The sequence below is a fragment of the Candidatus Pseudomonas adelgestsugas genome (assembly GCF_004124255.1).
Lineage (GTDB): Bacteria > Pseudomonadota > Gammaproteobacteria > Pseudomonadales > Pseudomonadaceae > Aquipseudomonas > Aquipseudomonas adelgestsugas.
This window is the reverse complement of sequence record NZ_CP026512.1, coordinates 1817049-1835598: the sequence shown is the minus strand read 5'-3', so window position 1 is coordinate 1835598 and position 18550 is coordinate 1817049. Positions and strand designations below refer to the sequence as shown.

Genomic DNA, 18550 nt, shown 5'->3' with positions numbered 1-18550 from the left:
CAGTAGGTTCCAGAGCGAAAGTAATAGCAAGCTAACTAACCTGTTATAGGGGGGTGGTTAGCTTGCTATTATATAAATTAAATTAATCTGTAGCTTTTTTGGTAAACGCTTCGATTTTATGCGTGATGTACCACTGTTGAGAGATTGATAGAACGTTGTTGACTACCCAATACAATACTAAACCAGCCGGGAACCACAAGAAGAAAAAAGTAAAAATAATTGGCACAATTTTCATTACTTTAGCCTGAATTGGATCCGGTGGAGTAGGGTTTAAGCGCTGCTGAATAAACATTGTTGCCCCCATGATAATGGGCAGGATAAAAAATGGATCTTTGATTGACAGATCTGTTATCCATAGTATGAACGGTGCCTGGCGCATTTCTACGCTTTCTAAAAGTACCCAGTACAGTGACAGAAAAACTGGCATTTGTACTAAAATCGGCAAACATCCACCCAGCGGGTTAATTTTCTCTTTTTTGTACAGCTTTATCATAGCCTGCGACATTTTTTGCCGATCGTTACCATATTGTTCTTTAAGGGCAGCAAGTTTTGGTGCCGCGGCGCTCATTCGTGCCATTGACTTATAGCTGGCTGCTGACAGAGGAAAAAAAATCCCCTTAATTAGCATGGTTAGGAAAATGATTGAAAATCCCCAATTATTAACAATGCTATAGATATGTTGTAGTAACCAAAAAATAGGCTGGGCAAGAAACCATAGAATACCGTAATCCACTGTTAAGTCTAAACCTGGTGATAACTCTTTAAGAGTTGCTTGATTTTTTGGGCCAGCATAAAGAGTGGCGCTGGTTTCAATCTTGGCTCCTGGAGCGACAGTTAACGCTGGACCAGTAAAACCTATAATATAGTTACCTTGGCTGTCTTTACGGGCTTGAATTAGATTTATTTCACCTTGATTAGGGATCCATGTAGTGACAAAATAGTGTTGCAGCCATGCAACCCAGCCGCCTTGAACGGTTTCTTTTAGCGTACTTTTATCTATGTCTTTCATAGAAACTTTTTTGTATGGATCGCTACTTGTCCACATGGCAGCACCTAGATAAGTTGTAGCGCCAGTAGTAGTGTTCGAAGAAACATCAGCGCTATTGTCACGCTTAAGTTGAGCAAACAGATTGCCTATCCAAAGTTTATCGCTTTCGTTGTCAATCAGGTGTATGACCTTGAAGTAGTAGAGGCTGCGAGTAAATATAAAACGCTTGATATAGTTAATATTGTCTTGACTGAATTTCAGGTCGATGCTTAGTTGGTTCTGGCCATTAGCCAGTTGATACGTCTGTTGCGTAGCTGAATACACTGGACGTCCAGTAATATAAGCATCTGGACCGTTTGCGCCAGTCAAGCCGCTTTGTGCTAGATAAGTACGCTCAATACCATTGTCGAATAGTTGGAAAGGAATATTTGGATCATCTTGGCGACGTGGATACATCAGTAATTTTAGCTGCGTGATATCACCACCTTTTAGGTCAATGGTCAGGTCTAAAACATCTGTTTTCACGTGAATAAAGTCTGTATTGGTTACTACAGATGCTTCTAGAGGGATATTTATTTTGCTATGCACTGTCGGAACATCAGCATGCATAGGCACACCACTATCTAATAGTGTGTCATGAATAACTGGCGCGGTCTGCTTGGTAGCAATATTATGAGTCGGCATGGCTGGCTGGCCATACTCCTGGTTCCACTTAAAAACCATGACATAGGACACGATTGCTAAGGAGACGATCAGAATCGTGCGTTTAATATCCATTAATACGTGGTTATCAAAAAAGAACAAGAAATCAATATAGGTGGAACCGGGTCAAAACCACCTGGATTGTATGGATGACAACGACTTAAACGACAAAAGGTCAGCCAGCAACCACGTAAGAAGCCATGATTGTTTATGGCCTCTAAAGCATAGAAAGAGCAAGTTGGATAAAAGCGACAGTGGTTGACCATTATAGGACTAATTACATAACAGTAAAATTGGATTAGGATAAGGGCTAATTTATACATTTGTAACATCTATCTCTACGGTTTTTTTTGTATTGACTGCTAGTCTTATCTTTTGGTACGCGATAAACGCTTCCATAGTTGACCGAAGTGTTGGATTAATTTATAGTTTCCTATATCTCCCAAGCCTTTGCGCGCAACTATAACAATATCCCAACCAATCAATTTGTCTTGGTGGAGACGAAATGTCTCGCGTATCAGACGCTTGAGACGATTGCGCTTAACAGAAAGTTTGACGTTTTTCTTGCTAATGACTAATCCAAGACGTGGGTAATTTAGGTCGTTCTTACGTGCAAGGAGAAGTGTACTATTCCCTGGAATAGTATTAGTCGGAGAAGCAAAAACTGCCGTAAAATTCTGTGCGGTTAGCAGACGCTTTTCCCTACCAAAATTTTTAGTCACCAAATAGTACCGGATTCTTAAACTGCTAGACGTATACGACCTTTAGCTCGACGACGCGACAGTATAGCGCGACCGTTTTTAGTAGCCATGCGAGCACGAAAACCGTGGGTGCGAGCACGTTTGATATTGCTTGGTTGAAAAGTACGCTTCATAGTATGACTACCTAGTTTATCTGTAATGAATAAGCTTATAGCGATTATAATTTTAAAAGATTGGTAATCTTAGAGACAGCAACCATGGTAGGTCAATTTCTAAATAATATTTCTTTAAATTATATAATCCGTTTTTGCCAGGTTGTTTCTTTCATCAACAATGCTGTGGATATAAAAATCACGAAAAAAGTTATTTAACGATTTTTTGTAAAATGTATTAAATCTAAAATGCTTTATCTGGTTGATAATTATTTTAAACTACATTGCGCATGATGTACAGATAATAGCCAAATTTAGAGAAATGGTGTTTTATCTGTACTGTAATGCTGGGCATTCTATGTCCAATGGGTTGTTATTAACAGCCAAGTTAGTGCTGGACTTTAGATTTAACTTATTATAATAAATTTAGATGTATTGATACATAGACTAGTTGGTGAGTTTATTATCCTTCATACATTGATTTTGGCGATATAGTGAATAAACCTACATGTGGATAAGTTGACAGCTGACCGCTATAATGGTGGCTATTTTATCTTATAGGCTTGCAACTCAGGGGATATCGTGTCAGTGAAACTTTGGCAGCAGTGTGTAAAGCTTTTACGCGAAGAACTGCCTGCCCAGCAATTTAATACCTGGATCCGTCCGCTACAGGTCGAAATCGAAGGTGATGAGTTGCGTATATACGCACCAAATCGTTTTGTTCTCGATTGGGTCAATGAAAAATACCTGAGTCGCGTTCTTGAGTTACTCAATGAATGTGGCAATGGCATCGTGCCTGTGCTATCTTTACTGATAGGTAGTAAAAGTAGTGCTGTACCTCATGCTACGCCAAGTAGCACATTGGTTATTACTGCTTCACAAACCCAAGCAGTTCCTGTGAATAACTCGCTAGTGCTGGTTGCCCAAACAATAACAAAATCTTCGTTGCAGGAAAACGCCTTTATAGATCATGAAGAGCCATCCCGCGATGGTTTTGATCCAATGGCCGGAGCCAGTTCCCAGCAGGCACCGATTCTTACTGAACATCGTGCTGTGCAAGTTGGAGGCGCGCTCAAACATACCAGCTACCTAAATAGCACCTTTACTTTTGAAAATTTCGTCGAAGGTAAATCTAATCAGTTAGCCCGTGCAGCCGCCTGGCAAGTAGCTGATAACCCTCAGCATGGTTATAATCCCCTTTTTCTTTATGGCGGTGTTGGCTTAGGTAAAACTCATTTAATGCATGCTGTAGGTAACCATCTTTTAAATAAAAACCAAAACGCTAAGGTTGTTTACCTACATTCAGAGCGTTTTGTTGCTGATATGGTTAAGGCCTTGCAGCTAAATGCAATTAACGAGTTCAAACGCTTTTACCGTTCGTTGGGTGCTTTATTGATTGATGATATTCAATTTTTTGCTCGCAAGGAACGCTCCCAAGAAGAATTTTTCCATACTTTTAACGCTCTACTCGAAGGTGGTCAGCAAGTCATCTTGACCAGTGACAGATATCCTAAAGAAATCGAGGGTTTAGAAGAACGCTTAAAATCACGCTTTGGCTGGGGTTTGACTGTTGCAGTAGAGCCGCCAGAATTAGAAACGCGTGTTGCGATTTTGATGAAAAAAGCCGACCAAGCTAAAGTCTACGTGCCGCACGATGCGGCCTTCTTTATTGCTCAACGCATCCGCTCTAACGTGCGTGAGCTAGAAGGTGCGCTCAAGCGAGTTATTGCACACTCCCATTTCATGGGCTGTAATATTACTATCGAGTTGATTCGCGAATCCCTGAAGGATTTATTGGCATTGCAAGATAAGCTGGTGAGTGTGGATAACATCCAGCGCACTGTGGCTGAGTATTACAAGATTAAAATTTCCGATTTGTTGTCAAAGCGTCGGTCACGTTCCGTAGCTCGTCCACGCCAGGTGGCTATGGCTCTCTCGAAAGAGTTAACTAACCATAGTTTACCAGAAATTGGCGATGTATTTGGTGGTCGTGACCATACCACAGTTTTGCACGCGTGTCGCAAAATCAATGAACTTAAGGAATCAAATGCGGATATTCGCGAAGACTACAAGAACCTACTACGCACACTAACTACGTGATGATATTACGTGCAGTTTATTTAAGGTGATTGATTATCTAATGCATTTCACTATTCAACGTGAAGTTCTGCTAAAACCACTGCAGTTAGTTGCAGGCATCGTAGAGCGCCGACAGGCATTGCAAGTAATTTCTAATGTATTGCTGGTAATTAAAGACCAGCAATTGTACTTGACTGGTACTGATTTAGAGGTTGAGCTAGTTGGCCGAGTGCAACTGACAAGTCCAGCTGAGTCTGGTGAGATTACTGTGCCTGCGCGCAAGCTGATGGATATCTGCAAAAGTTTACATAATGATACATTAATCAACATTAAGCTTGATCAGCAGAAACTATTAGTTAGAGCCGGTCGCAGCCGCTTCACTTTGTCAACTTTGCCAGCTAATAACTTCCCGACTGTGGAAGATAGCCCAGGGTCACTGTATTGCAGTATAATGCAAAGTAAATTTCGTTGCTTGATAGAGCGCACCAGCTTTGCCATGGCTCAGCAGGATGTGCGTTACTATCTTAATGGTATGCTGTTAGAAGTATCAGATGGCATTATCCGTGCCGTGGCAACTGATGGTCATCGTCTCGCTATGTGCTCGATGAAGGTTGATGTAGGTCAGCCGGACTGTTATCAAGCTATCGTACCGCGTAAAGGCATCCTAGAACTATTGCGTTTGCTCACTGATCCGGATAGTAATATTAATATTGCTTTGAATCAACACCATATCCGTGCTATCGCCGGCGAGTTTACCTTTACATCTAAGCTGATTAATGGTAAGTTTCCAGATTATAAGTGTGTGCTTCCTAAAAATGGTGATAAACTAGTGATCGGTAATCGCCAGGCCTTGCGCGAAGCATTTAGCCGTACTGCGATTCTTTCGAACGAAAAGCATCGCGGCATACTTCTGCAGATCTCTAATAGTCAATTGAAAATTGAAGCAAAAAATCCAGAGCAAGAAGAGGCTGAAGAAGAAGTTGGCGTTGAGTACAATGGTGATTCACTGGAGATCGGCTTTAATGTAAGTTACCTGCTAGACGTGCTTAGTGTTATTACTACCAAGCAAGTCTGTATGGTGTTTTCAGATTCTAACAGCAGTGCTTTGATACAAGAACCAAATAATAATGACTCGTCTTACGTTGTTATGCCAATGAGGCTATAATAGTTCTCAGCAAAAAAAACTCGCAAAAATTAAAAATTTTTAGTTTTATCGCGATTGCTGTAGTACGCAGTTAACATACATTGACCTTCCCAACTATTACTTCTGGTATTCATATTATATATGATACTAACTGCCGCAGCAAAACTAACATATTAGAAGGCTGTTTGCTCACTGGGGCATCATAATGACTTTCAGAGTACTTGTTTGCTACCTGCAATTCAATACTTGTAATTGACTTGTATGGTGCGTAGCTAAATTAGCTAACGACTGGTATGTTAGCGTTATAATTAAATGTGATTACGATAAAAAGTGTTTAGTTCACATACATGATTATGGTAGCTTAAGTGCTGCGTAGAAAACAGAAGCCAAACCACTACGGCCTAAATAATTCAGATATTTTATCTATTAAGAGTAGATACTAAGGAACCACTGGTTATTCTTGAATTGCGGAGCATTTTATATAGAGCTGTAACGTACAGCGGCAGTGCTGTATTTGTGAGGCAGCACTGCGCAATGAAAACCTTAGATCACAAGCTATGTTTAATTGGTAATAAAATTAATGAATTGGCTATACTAACATCAAAGACTCACAATTAAGTTTTGAGTATACTGTGAGTGAGTTGTTAGATCCTAATCAGTTTGCGCCAAGCTATCGCTATAGTGTGTACAAAGATCATAAGTTGAGTACTGTATTTGCTGCGTCTTTATAGATCAATTAATAGATTAACCATATATATAGTATATTAATCTAGTAGATCATTTACCGTGTAAACTCTATAAATTAAACTGCCATGCTTTATGCTAATGATTATAAGATTTATGTTGCCAGGTGTTGATCACCAGATCAAACCATGACTTTTCAAGAAAAAACTAGAATACAAAAGTATTTGTAATCTTATTCGTAGGTAAAACAATGCGGTACTACCTAGATATATGAACGTTAGGAGTGGAAGCATGAGTGAAGAAGACACATACGACTCGACTAATATTAAAGTGCTGAAAGGTTTAGATGCCGTACGTAAGCGTCCTGGTATGTATATTGGTGACACCAATGATGGTAGCGGCTTACATCTTATGGTGTTTGAGGTAGTAGATAACTCTATTGACGAAGCTTTGGCTGGTTACTGTGACGACATTAAAATCAGTATCCATCCAGATGAGTCTATCACCGTGTGCGATAACGGCCGTGGTATTCCGGTAGATATGCATAAAGAAGAAGGTGTATCGGCAGCAGAGGTTATTATGACCGTTCTACATGCAGGCGGTAAGTTTGATGATAACTCTTATAAAATATCTGGTGGTTTGCATGGTGTTGGTGTATCGGTAGTAAATGCTTTATCTAAAAAGCTAATTTTAACAGTTCACCGTAGTGGCAAGATTTGGGAGCAGATTTATGTGCATGGTGTTCCACAAGAACCGATAAAAATCATTGGCGACAGTGAATGCACTGGTACGCAGATTTACTTTCAGCCTTCAGCTACAACCTTTAATAATATTTATTATAGCTGGGATATCTTAGCAAAGCGGATTCGTGAGCTATCTTTTCTTAACTCGGGTGTCAGTATTACCCTCAGGGATGAGCGTAATGGTCAGGAAGAATTATTTACGTACAAAGGTGGTTTACGCGCATTTATTGCATACCTGAACCTTAACAAAACTATAGTCAATCAGATATTTCACTTTAATATTCAGCGTAAAGACAGAATTGGTGTAGAAATTGCACTACAGTGGAACGATGGTTTTAATGAGAATCTGTTGTGTTTTACCAATAATATTCCACAGCGCGATGGTGGTACTCACGTAATGGGTTTCCGTTCTGCATTGACACGTAACCTTAATGCTTATATTGAAGTGGAAGGTTTAGCGAAAAAGCATAAAGTTGCTACTATCGGTGATGATGCTCGTGAAGGCTTAACTGCAATTATCTCAGTAAAAGTACCGGATCCAAAATTTAGCTCACAGACCAAAGATAAATTAGTATCTTCGGAAGTAAAGACTGCAGTAGAACAGGAAATGGGTAAATATTTCTCCAATTTTTTGTTAGAAAACCCAAATGAAGCTAAATTAATCGTCAATAAGACCATCGATGCTGCACGTGCTCGTGAAGCAGCTCGCAAAGCACGAGAGATGACTCGTCGTAAAAGTTCGTTAGATATTGCTGGCTTACCAGGAAAGCTAGCTGACTGTCAGGAAAAGGACCCTGCTCTCTCCGAGTTATACTTAGTTGAGGGTGATTCTGCTGGTGGTTCTGCTAAACAAGGTCGTAACCGTCGTACCCAGGCTATTTTGCCGTTGAAAGGCAAGATCCTCAACGTAGAGAAGGCACGCTTTGATAAGATGATTTCTTCTCAAGAAGTCGGTACTTTGATAACTGCTTTAGGCTGTGGTATTGGTCACGAAGATTACAATATAAAAAAGTTGCGTTATCACCACATTATCATTATGACTGATGCTGACGTTGATGGTTCACATATACGCACACTGTTACTAACCTTCTTTTTCCGTCAGTTACCAGATCTCATTGAACGTGGCTATATTTATATAGCTCAACCACCTTTATACAAGGTTAAAAAAGGTCAGCAAGAGCAGTATATTAAAGATGATGATGCTATGGAAGAATATATGATACAGTCGGCTTTGGAAGGTGCTAGCTTGTATTTGAATAATGAAGCCCAAGGTATTTCTGGCAAGTCACTAGAGCGTCTAGTAAGCGATTTCCGTATGGTGATGAAGACGCTTAAGCGTCTATCGCGTCTATACCCTCAGGAACTTACTGAACACTTTATTTATCTGCCGGCAATTAGTTTAGAGCAATTGGGTGATTATGCGGCGATGCATGATTGGATAATGCAGTATAAAGTACGTCTACATATGGCTGAGAAGTCTGGCTTGGTGTATAAAGCTGATTTATATGAAGATCTTAAACATAACTTATGGCTACCAGAGGTAAAACTGATCCTTCATGGCCTAAAGAAAAATATTATTTTTAACTACGACTTCTTCAGTAGTAATGACTATAAAGCAATTGCTATTCTTGGTACCCAATTAAGCGCTTTATTGAAAGATGGCGCCAGTATTCAGCGTGGCGAACGTAAAAAAGCGGTTAATGAGTTCAAAGAAGTTGTAGACTGGTTAATAGCTGAAAGCACTAAACGTCATACTATTCAGCGATATAAGGGTCTAGGCGAAATGAATCCAGATCAATTATGGCAAACTACTATGAACCCTGATCAACGTCGCATGCTGCATGTGACTATAGAAGACGCAATTTGCGCGGATCAGATATTTAATATCTTGATGGGTGATGCAGTTGAACCTCGTCGTGACTTTATTGAAAAAAATGTTTTAGCGGTATCTAATTTAGACTTTTAGTTAAATTAACTGGTTATAGCAAAAAATATAAACATATATTATGCGCATTTTGCTGCATACCGTATTAAGTATTTGACAATGTTTATTGTAACAGTTATTCTTTATAACTTGAGTTACTAGATTACAATACACTCCAAGTAGTAATTATACTCATAGATAATTAACAGATTATTAATCTTGATCGGTAGTTAATCTCTACTTTTAAGTAATTAATAAATATTGGGTATGTAATATAGCTATTTTTTTGCGCGCCATAATGTAAAGCAGCCTTTATCATGACTTTAGATTTGTTGTAATTAAACAGTTTGTTTATAAACAAAAGATTGTTTATTTTTTATACAAAGTATAACTCTCTAAATTTTGGCAAGTCAGCATCATTATAGCGAGCGGCAGTTCATATGCTCATGTATCCAGCATATTAAAAAATAACAACTATATGTGAAATTTATTAGTTAAGTGTTTAGATTCCAAAGATTATCTAAGCTACATGGCGTAATAATATATGCTACGTTAAAACAAATCTAGATACAGTAAGCTGTTTTGTAGTGTCGAGTATTATTCGCAGTGTCTATTTAAACAAGACATAATTAAATAGATTTTTATTTATATTGCAATATGTGTAGCATAGATTTTCTGACACTACCATAGTAATAAGCAAAAAAATTTTTTATTAATGAAATTTCTTTCATCTCATTATTATTTTGATCTAATTATGCCGCACAAGCTTTTACGATCTATTGTTCGTTACCTATATCTATGACCCATCAATGTGTCATGTCTCATCTTTGCAGATTGGCATGGAGTATCTGATAGAGAAACTTGAAAAGTTTTATATAAATGACACCATGTTGTCATTTATATAAAGATATTAACATTGATGAACGAAAGTGTCAGGATATAAATTGGCGTTTATTGGTTTATTGTTGCAAGGTAGTCTTAAAATTATATTAATTTTTAATCTGCAATTGCATGTAGTTTATGCATTAGTTAATTTGTTTAAATTTTTAAAAAAATTAGGTCAGGATTATAACACGTGATAGGAATATTAGGTATATGCGTTACACGCTTTCTTGTGCGCTGTAGTGATGACGAATAATCGATATGAGAAATGCTAACCTATATCAGGTAGATGTCAACTATTAAACTAGCTCTATTAAAAATAAAATAAAGATTAATGTTAGCTCGAACCAGTGAAGCTTTTATCAACTCATCTAGGGGGGTAATTAGTGAAGATAGTTAAAAGGCTAAGCGTTAAGCTATAGTGTATATCCGCAACTATTATGTGTATAACGTTGTCGTACCTAGATAGGGATTTGTTCGATTTAAATAAATACTAAATAGGAGAAAACTTTGTTGGTAAGTCTCAATGAGTATAACTAGGCTTTCAGTATTGTTTTATTTAGTGCGTTTATAGGCTTATGGATGCGCCAAGTTTAGCAAGAAAACTAAAAGATTATAAAATCTTTTATTGATCGTTAATGACTTAAGGTATGGGTCTATAATAGCTAAATATTAATGCTTTGTTATAAGGTTTGCAAAATGTTTGCTAAGATATGTCTAGCGCTTATTCTACATTTTAGTGCATGAGTGTTTTTTATAACACAAAGTTTTTAGTTATTACTTATTACCGCTTACGTGTAGTTTATTTATAGTTTTATACTAAACAGCTATCCTTATAGCTGCCAGATAAATTTTGGCAGATTTTAGTCGAATCACGTATTTTTAGTTACCATAAAAAATTAAAGACTGAAAGTTTCAGTGCTGACTTTTTTAGTCTTGTAAATTTGTACGCTGACTAGATAAATCATACAAGCACCATGTAATTTACTGTTATTATCCTTGAATAAGTCATGTGTACCTGGTAAGAGGTCGACACCTTGCAGCCTTGATATCTAATGCTAGCGTATTACGCAGTGCAGTCGATCAGGAGTTTTTTTGCATAGTCACTTTATTATTTGAGTGATGAGCTGTTACTGCATCATGTATAGGTGATAGTTTTATTATGACGTTCTTTTCTATCGCTTACACTGCAGTAAGCGTAAGATCTATGTAAAGTTTTTTAGTGATCTGTGCCACAAGAAGTCAGTACTGACAGTCTGTCAGATATATTGTAGATATTGAGAGCAACAACAATATTAGTTGTGCTTTTATTTTGTCAGTTTACCGCTATACTTTTCATACTACGCGTTATAGATTAGACCGTAGGTTTTTAGATGAATTATTTGTAGTTATTGTATAATCTAAATTACTGTAATAGCTGCCTATAGTACAGTTTAATTGTTTCCAATTTCTGCTAAAATCATATCGTTGCTAGGTAATAAATTTAAAGTTCTATTTAAGTTGTGGCGTGTGCCACCAAGCAAGAACGATATTTTGCATGTCACAATAAGGTATGGTTTAATCACGTATATTATGATGCTCAGTGGCTCATGGTTCTACACACTAAAGTGCTTGACCGGTAGCGACTTAATTATTAACCTAACAATAGCGTCTTACTGGTTAATGATAACTGAATTCAATAAGTTAATTATTTGTGTTGTCTATCGCTATGTAATTACGCGCGCCTTATCTTTATGGCTTCAATATTTTTTCTAAATTATAAAAGATTTAACTAGTTTTGTAAAGTACAGCTAACATAGCTAATGCATGAAAGCTATATTGTTGCTATTAGCCAATAGATAACGTAGCTGTTAAGCTTGATTTTCCATAAAAAGGCATACCAGCTCAGTAGTGTATCGCGCAATTTATTGTATTTTATTGTTTGCTAGTCTAGCTATTATGATTTAATTCTATGTTTCATTGCAGTAATTTAGCAAAGTAATGACTTAATACCTTCTATCTTCTGTGTGTATTGGTTTGCCGATTACTACGGTTATAGTTCCTGTACTTTTAGCGCAGTAATTTTATTGTGAAACACTTTCCAGTGTGGACTTTAATATATTGAAAAATATTCATTTAATTAAATAGAGTTCCATTTTAAAAAAATGGCGTTGCTCTGTAAGCATTTACCTACGTCTTTATATTCGTACAGAAATACATTAAATAGCGAAAGCGCACAGCCGCACTGTTAAAGATGTTGATATAGTATAATAAATACTTTTAGTTTTTTTACAAAAAAAATTAAGGCTCTTGTAATGCACTAAATGAACATAGCAATATTTATTGTTTGACACAACTATCCTATTATACAGTGCATTTTAAATAGTATTTAGACAGGAAGTCGATAGTGACTATTTATTGACAAGTTGTTCGGCAACGGCTGCTAAATCCTCAAAAATTAAAGTGCCTACTGGTATATTTTTTGCTTGAGTCTTTTTGCCTTTCCCAGTTGTCACTAAAACTGGCTGACAATCTACGGCTTGGGCAGCCTCGAGATCATCAAGGCTGTCTCCGACAAACCATAATCCAGCTAATGGTAGCTTGTAATATTCTGTAATTGTTTTCAACATTCCAGGCTTTGGTTTACGACAATTGCACCCTTGGTTTGGTTTGTGAGGGCAGTATACAATTAGTCCAATTTCACTTCCTAGTTTTGCTACTAATGCGCGTAAGTATGCATGAATAGCGTTCATGGTGGCAATGTTGTAATAGCCGCGAGCAATGCCGGACTGGTTCGTGGCTATCGCGACAGTCCAGCCGGCATTGTTTAACTGTGCAATAGCCTCAATTGAGCCTGGCAATGGTATCCATTCCTCCACTGATTTGATGTATAACTTTGAGTCATAATTAATCACTCCATCACGATCAATGATCAGCAGTTTCAATATGATTAGTTCAGTATGGAAATATCAGCAACATTGAGAAACAAGTCACGTAGACGTGCTAGCATAGCATAGCGGTTTTTCTGTACATGCACATCTTTAGTATTTATTATCACGGCTTCAAAGAAAGCATCCACCGGCTCACGTAAAGTAGCAAGATGCATAAGTGCTTTAGTATAGTTGCGTTCAGCAAGTAATGACTTCAGTGCGTTTTCTGCTTTAGCAATAGCTGAGTTCAGAGAAAACTCTTTGGCATCTGCAAACAGGCCTGGGTTAACCTCTGTAATGCAGAGGTTAATGTTTTTACGTAGCAGGTTAGATACGCGCTTATTTGCGGTGCTTAGAGCATCTGCTTCTGGCAGCTTACGGAATGCCTGTACGGCTTGCACACGTTGATCAAAGTCTAACATCGAACTCGGTTGTATGGCGCGCACTGAAAGGTAAACAGAAATGTCCACGCCATCTTCTTCATAGCTTGCTCTTAGGCGGTTTAATACAAATTCTAGCACTAGATTGACTAAATTAGTTTTATTAACTTTGCCACCGAACTGGTTAATAGCGAACACTATGGTCTGAGTTAGATCTAAGTCTAGCTTCTTATCGATCAGTACACGCAGTATGCATACAGCAGCGCGACGTAATGCATATGGGTCTTTGCTGCCAGTAGGTAGCATGCCAATACCAAAGATAGCTATTAGAGTATCCAGATTGTCTGCAATAGCTACGGCAGCACCAGTTAGGGTGCTAGGTAGCGTTGCACTTGGATTACGCGGCATATATTGTTCGTGTAGCGCAATAGCCACATCATACGGCTCTCCATCGTTGATTGCGTAATAGTAACCAGCAATGCCCTGCATTTCCGGAAATTCACCAACTATGTCAGTAGCTAGGTCACATTTGGACAGTAAACCAGCGCGAGCAGCCAAATTAGCATCACCGCCAATGCGTTGCGCAATGTAGGCGGCTAGTTTAGAAATACGTAGGGCTTTGTCATAGACACTGCCGAGCTTTTCCTGGAAAACCACGTTTTGTAGATGGAGATTAAAGCATTGCAGCTTCTGCTTCTTGTCTTGTTTAAAGAAAAACTCAGCGTCATTTAGACGCGCACGTACAACTTTCTCATTACCGGCAATGATCTGCTGCGGATCTTTACTTTTGATATTAGCAACTGCAATAAAGTGTGGTAGCAACTTACCATTCAAGTCCAGTAAGCAAAAATACTTTTGATTTTCCTGCAGAGTAATTATCAAGGCTTCTTGCGGCACATTGAGGAAATGCTCTTCAAATGAGCACATTAGTGGTACCGGCCATTCAACTAGTGCAGTTACCTCTTCAAGTAAACCTGGAGGTACAATAGCGATACCTTTCTTTAAGTGAGCTAGCTCTTCAATACGTTTTCTGATCAGCTCACGACGTTCATTGGCATCGGCTATTACATAAGCGGTGCGTAGGTCAGTAGCATAGTTTGCTGGCGAGGTGATGTGTACGTGTTCTGGATGATGAAAGCGGTGACCACGGGAGTGGCGGCTAGCCTCTTGGGCTAGGATTGTGCAGTCAATAACTTGACTGCCAAGTAGCATGACTAGCCACTTAGTTGGGCGTACAAACTCTTCCTTACGTGTACCCCATCGCATTCGCTTAGGGATTGGTAGTTCGTTAAGAGAATTTTTAACGATGGCCTGTAATAGCCTATAAGTTGGCTGACCAGCGATAATTTGGCTAAAGCGTAGCTTTGGGCCGCTCTGGTCAATCTTGCTCAATTCTACTCCACACTTTTTAGCGAAACCAAGAGCTGCTTGAGTGGGTTTACCTTGAGTATTAAAAGCTACCTGACGTGACGGGCCATCAAAGTTAATGCTGTAGTCCTGCTGCTGGGTTTCTAGTGCAGTCAGTAATACGGCTAGACGACGCGGTGAGGAGTAGACTTTTTTTGTAGCAAATTTTAAATTAGCGCTATACAGGCCTTTTTCGATACCAGTCATGAACGCATTAGATAGAGTATCTAGTGCCTTGGGCGGTAGCTCTTCAGTTCCTATCTCAACAAGAAAATCTTGAACACTCATTGTATAACCTCCAGCGCAGGTAATACTATGTCACGCAGATCTTGGGGTGCCATCGGGAATCCAAGTTTAGCGCGTGCTAGTAAATAGGCTTGCGCAATAGAATATGCTAAAGTGCGTATGCGTAGCATGTATTGCTGACGCGAAGTGACCGAGATGGCGTGACGGGCGTCTAGAAGGTTAAATATATGGGAAGCTTGCAACACCATTTCATAGCCAGGTAATGGTAGTGGTTGGTCGAGTTTAATCAAGCGCTTAGCTTCGCTTTCATAGAGGTCAAACAGTTCAAACAGTTTCTCGACATTAGCTATTTCGAAGTTATAAATAGATTGCTCTGTTTCGTTTTGATGAAACAGATCTCCGTAAGTCACTTTACCAAACGGTCCGTCAGCCCATACTAAGTCGTAAACAGAATTTACGTCTTGCAGGTACATGGCTAAACGTTCCAGACCATAAGTAAGCTCACCGACTACTGGGTAGCAGTCAATACCTCCTGCTTGCTGAAAGTAAGTAAATTGCGTTATTTCCATGCCATTTAGCCAGACTTCCCAGCCTAAGCCCCATGCGCCTAAAGTTGGCGATTCCCAGTTATCTTCGGCAAAACGGATATCGTGCACTAGCGGGTCTAGGCCAACATGTTTTAGCGAGTCCAGGTATAGCTCCTGGAAATTGTTAGGATTCGGCTTCATGACTACTTGAAGCTGGTAGTAGTGCTGCAGACGGTTCGGGTTTTTACCATAACGGCCGTCAGTCGGGCGACGGCTTGGTTGTATATAAACGACGTTCCAAGTTTCAGGGCCGATGGCTCGCAAAAATGTTGCTGTGTGGAAAGTACCGGCACCTACTTCCATATCATATGGTTGCATTACTATACAACCTTGATCAGCCCAATATTGTTGGAGCGCCAACAATAAGTATTGAAAGGTATATAAGGTTGGCGTAGGCTGGCTCACGGAATCTACCTATTTGCTTTGGCTATTATTTAAAGAGCTGAAGTATACCAACTTCAGCTCTGTTATCGCTGTTTTGAGTCTAATAAAGCCATGTTTTAGTTTCTAAAAATCCTTGTATATGGTTTACTACAAAAAAAGTAAAAAAATTAGCTGTACGATGTATTACTTGTGTGATGACTATTATATTATTAAATATGAATATTAGGGATTGTATTAGGCCATGATTTGTAATCACCTAAAAATTCAGCTGCTTAGTGCAATGCCATAGCTTAGCTGGCAGTATATTACTGGATTTAAGTTGCTCTAGTTTGTTTGTTGACGACGTACATTATATTAATAATTTTTATAAATTATAGCTAAATCCTAGCGACTCTTGTAGAACTTACCACCACAAGAGCAAAGCCTTTTAAAAACCAGTTTATCTTCGTTATTCATACGACTAAATACGTGTAACTGTATAGTCCTGAGGTTAGTTATAGTCCATAACAGTTATGCGTATTGAGTCAGTGCTGGTTAAAAAATATTATATATACACTATACACGATTAGGAGTTTACTGTGGAAAAGCTTAAAGGCGCCTTACTGGTAGGCGCCCTAAGGTTGTTTGCGCTATTACCATGGCGCGCGGTTCAAATTATTGGTATGATGATTGGCTGGATTATGTGGAAAACCCATAATCGCTCACGTGAGATCGTGCGAATTAACCTGTCTAAGTGTTTCCCAGGCATGAACTCAGATGCACGTGAGCTGTTAGTCGGTCAAAGCCTAATGGACGCAGGTAAATCCATGACCGAAAGTGCTTACGTTTGGAGCTGGCCAGCTCAGCGTTCCATTAACCTCATACACGAAGTCGAAGGACTTGAAGTACTGCATGCAGCATTAGCCTCTGGCAAAGGTGTTGTAGGTATTACTAGTCATCTAGGTAACTGGGAAGTGTTGAACTACTTTTATTGTAGTCAATGTAAACCAATTATTTTTTACCGTCAGCCTAAGCTTAAGGCTGTTGATAAGCTATTACAAAAACAACGCACACAATTGGGTAACCGCGTAGTAGCTTCCACAACCAAAGGTATTCTTAGCGTAATCAAGGAAGTGCGCAAAGGTGGTCAAGTAGGTATCACCGCTGACCCAGAACCAGCAGAATCCGCAGGGATTTTCGTACCGTTTTTCGCCACCCAGGCATTGACTAGTAAGTTTGTGCCGAGTATGCTCGCAGACTATAAGGCAGTTGGCGTTTTCCTGCACGCGTTGCGTCTGCCAAACGGTTCAGGCTATAGAATTATTCTAGAAGCAGCGCCAGAAGATATGTACAGCACTGATACTGCAACTTCTTGTGCGGCGATGAGTAAGGTTATGGAGCGCTATATCGATGCTTATCCGAACCAGTATATGTGGAGTATGAAGCGCTTCAAAAAACGTCCGCCAGGTGAAGAGCGTTGGTATTAATTCATACCTGAATCTAAATTTAGAATGCATCTCCCTGATGTTACACGTGTAAACTAAGCATACATACGATGTAAACTTATGAATTCTTCAGTTACACTAAGATGATGCAATCATCTGGTAAACTAGCTCCTACAATAAAGTATTGTATGTTTTTTGCTGAGCTATTTTCTCTTCATGTTTATGACTATTATGTATCACGCGGTGTTTTAATGCCTTGCATGTACACTTATTGAGTGGTATTATTATTATTTAGATATTGCTTAAACTTCAAATAAAATGGTCTGTGCTGCTAAAAATATTATGAGCTCAACTCTGCGCATTTATTATACCAATACTGTTTCGCATTAATATTTTCTCTAGTCCATTTGACCTTTATCTAAGCTAACCTAGAATGATTAAATTGTTATGGCTGCTAGTTATTTTTTTGTAGATTTAAGTATGCTAACGTATTCTGTTATGTCAAAAAGCCTAGCGATGTTTTAAAGAACCAACTTACTCTGCTTCTATGATACATTGTTATTCACTAAACATAATATTTTTATCACAATAGCTGCTATCAATTTAATTGTTAGAGATAATAATTCCCATTATAAAATAGATTATTACCACAAAGATTGGTGTCAAGTGGTAAACTTGTATTGTAAATGTTTCTATTAAGCACCATGCTTTGCCTTTAGTCGCTACATGTAACATTGGCTATTGAAGCCAATGTTAATTTTTTTAGAGCAGATAGTGTTTGTTGACAATGTCGTCATTGCGCATATTAGTTAATGGGGTAACGATTATAGGTGATCGCCAGTTGCTAGCTGATTACGATATTAAGGTCGTCTCTTTAGATTAAATATATATAAATATATTGAAATTATATTGTTATCAACAAGTCCCGTAAGATTTAGGTAAGCTATCTTACATCTTTAACAATTTTGGTTAACGCGCAGAATAAATTGTGGATAACTTAACGGTTAATTGTATTAGTATTGTTACTGTTGGACGCTGCTACAAGTATGTCTAGCATATATCTAGTGTAACTACTATCAAGAATGCTATGTACTATATCATAGTAAATCTATCTACATAATCAATGATACTTGTAAAAATATTTAGTATAAATGTCTATTGCTGTAATTTTATTAGTTTTGCTGGCTGCATGCCAGCAAAGCATGCAGCCAGCA

Annotated in this window: 11 protein-coding genes; 4 read left to right on the top strand and 7 right to left on the bottom strand. The window is 38.6% G+C overall.

Annotated elements, in window-relative coordinates; translation table 11 throughout:
• Nucleotides 1–82: 82 nt before the first annotated feature.
• The 4 genes from yidC to rpmH are packed head-to-tail and all read right to left on the bottom strand — an operon-like array spanning nt 83 to nt 2564.
• Nucleotides 83–1765, bottom strand: a complete 1683-nt coding sequence (gene yidC, locus C3B55_RS04525) for a membrane protein insertase YidC (protein ID WP_129211843.1) — start codon at nt 1763–1765, stop codon at nt 83–85.
• Nucleotides 1765–2013, bottom strand: a complete 249-nt coding sequence (gene yidD / locus C3B55_RS04520; RefSeq protein WP_129211841.1) for a membrane protein insertion efficiency factor YidD — start codon at nt 2011–2013, stop codon at nt 1765–1767. Before yidD ends, yidC begins: the two co-directional genes overlap by 1 nt.
• 45 nt (nt 2014–2058) lie before the next feature.
• Entirely contained in the window at nt 2059–2412 is a 354-nt protein-coding gene (rnpA, locus tag C3B55_RS04515; RefSeq protein WP_457912681.1) for a ribonuclease P protein component, read from the bottom strand.
• A 17-nt stretch (nt 2413–2429) separates the two neighbouring features.
• Complete coding sequence (gene rpmH, locus C3B55_RS04510; protein WP_129211839.1) at nt 2430–2564, bottom strand: 50S ribosomal protein L34; 135 nt, start codon at nt 2562–2564, stop codon at nt 2430–2432.
• Nucleotides 2565–3125: 561 nt separating this feature from the next.
• Between rpmH and dnaA the strand changes: the two genes are divergently transcribed.
• From dnaA to gyrB, 3 genes are all read left to right on the top strand, one after another.
• A complete protein-coding gene (dnaA, locus tag C3B55_RS04505) occupies nt 3126–4643 on the top strand; it encodes a chromosomal replication initiator protein DnaA (protein WP_129211837.1) in 1518 nt (505 codons plus the stop codon).
• 40 nt (nt 4644–4683) lie between these two features.
• Nucleotides 4684–5787: a DNA polymerase III subunit beta gene (dnaN, locus tag C3B55_RS04500; RefSeq protein ID WP_129211835.1), complete on the top strand. Its 1104-nt coding sequence runs from the start codon at nt 4684–4686 to the stop codon at nt 5785–5787.
• 954 nt (nt 5788–6741) lie between these two features.
• Nucleotides 6742–9159 carry a DNA topoisomerase (ATP-hydrolyzing) subunit B gene (gyrB, locus tag C3B55_RS04495; protein WP_129211833.1) on the top strand — a complete coding sequence of 806 codons (2418 nt, stop codon included), beginning with the start codon at nt 6742–6744 and terminating at the stop codon, nt 9157–9159.
• A 3230-nt stretch (nt 9160–12389) separates the two neighbouring features.
• On the opposite strand, the gene gmhB is transcribed toward gyrB, so the two are convergent.
• The 3 genes from gmhB to glyQ are packed head-to-tail and all read right to left on the bottom strand — an operon-like array spanning nt 12390 to nt 15933.
• Entirely contained in the window at nt 12390–12923 is a 534-nt protein-coding gene (gene gmhB / locus C3B55_RS04490) for a D-glycero-beta-D-manno-heptose 1,7-bisphosphate 7-phosphatase (RefSeq protein WP_129211831.1), read from the bottom strand.
• Nucleotides 12924–12928: 5 nt separating this feature from the next.
• Nucleotides 12929–14983 carry a glycine--tRNA ligase subunit beta gene (gene glyS, locus C3B55_RS04485; RefSeq protein ID WP_129211829.1) on the bottom strand — a complete coding sequence of 685 codons (2055 nt, stop codon included), beginning with the start codon at nt 14981–14983 and terminating at the stop codon, nt 12929–12931.
• Nucleotides 14980–15933 carry a glycine--tRNA ligase subunit alpha gene (glyQ, locus tag C3B55_RS04480; protein WP_129211827.1) on the bottom strand — a complete coding sequence of 318 codons (954 nt, stop codon included), beginning with the start codon at nt 15931–15933 and terminating at the stop codon, nt 14980–14982. Before glyQ ends, glyS begins: the two co-directional genes overlap by 4 nt.
• 557 nt (nt 15934–16490) lie before the next feature.
• Here glyQ and C3B55_RS04475 point away from each other — a divergent pair.
• Nucleotides 16491–17378 (top strand): lysophospholipid acyltransferase, encoded by an 888-nt coding sequence (locus C3B55_RS04475; protein WP_129211825.1) that lies wholly within the window; start codon nt 16491–16493, stop codon nt 17376–17378.
• The last annotated feature ends 1172 nt before the right edge of the window (nt 17379–18550 follow it).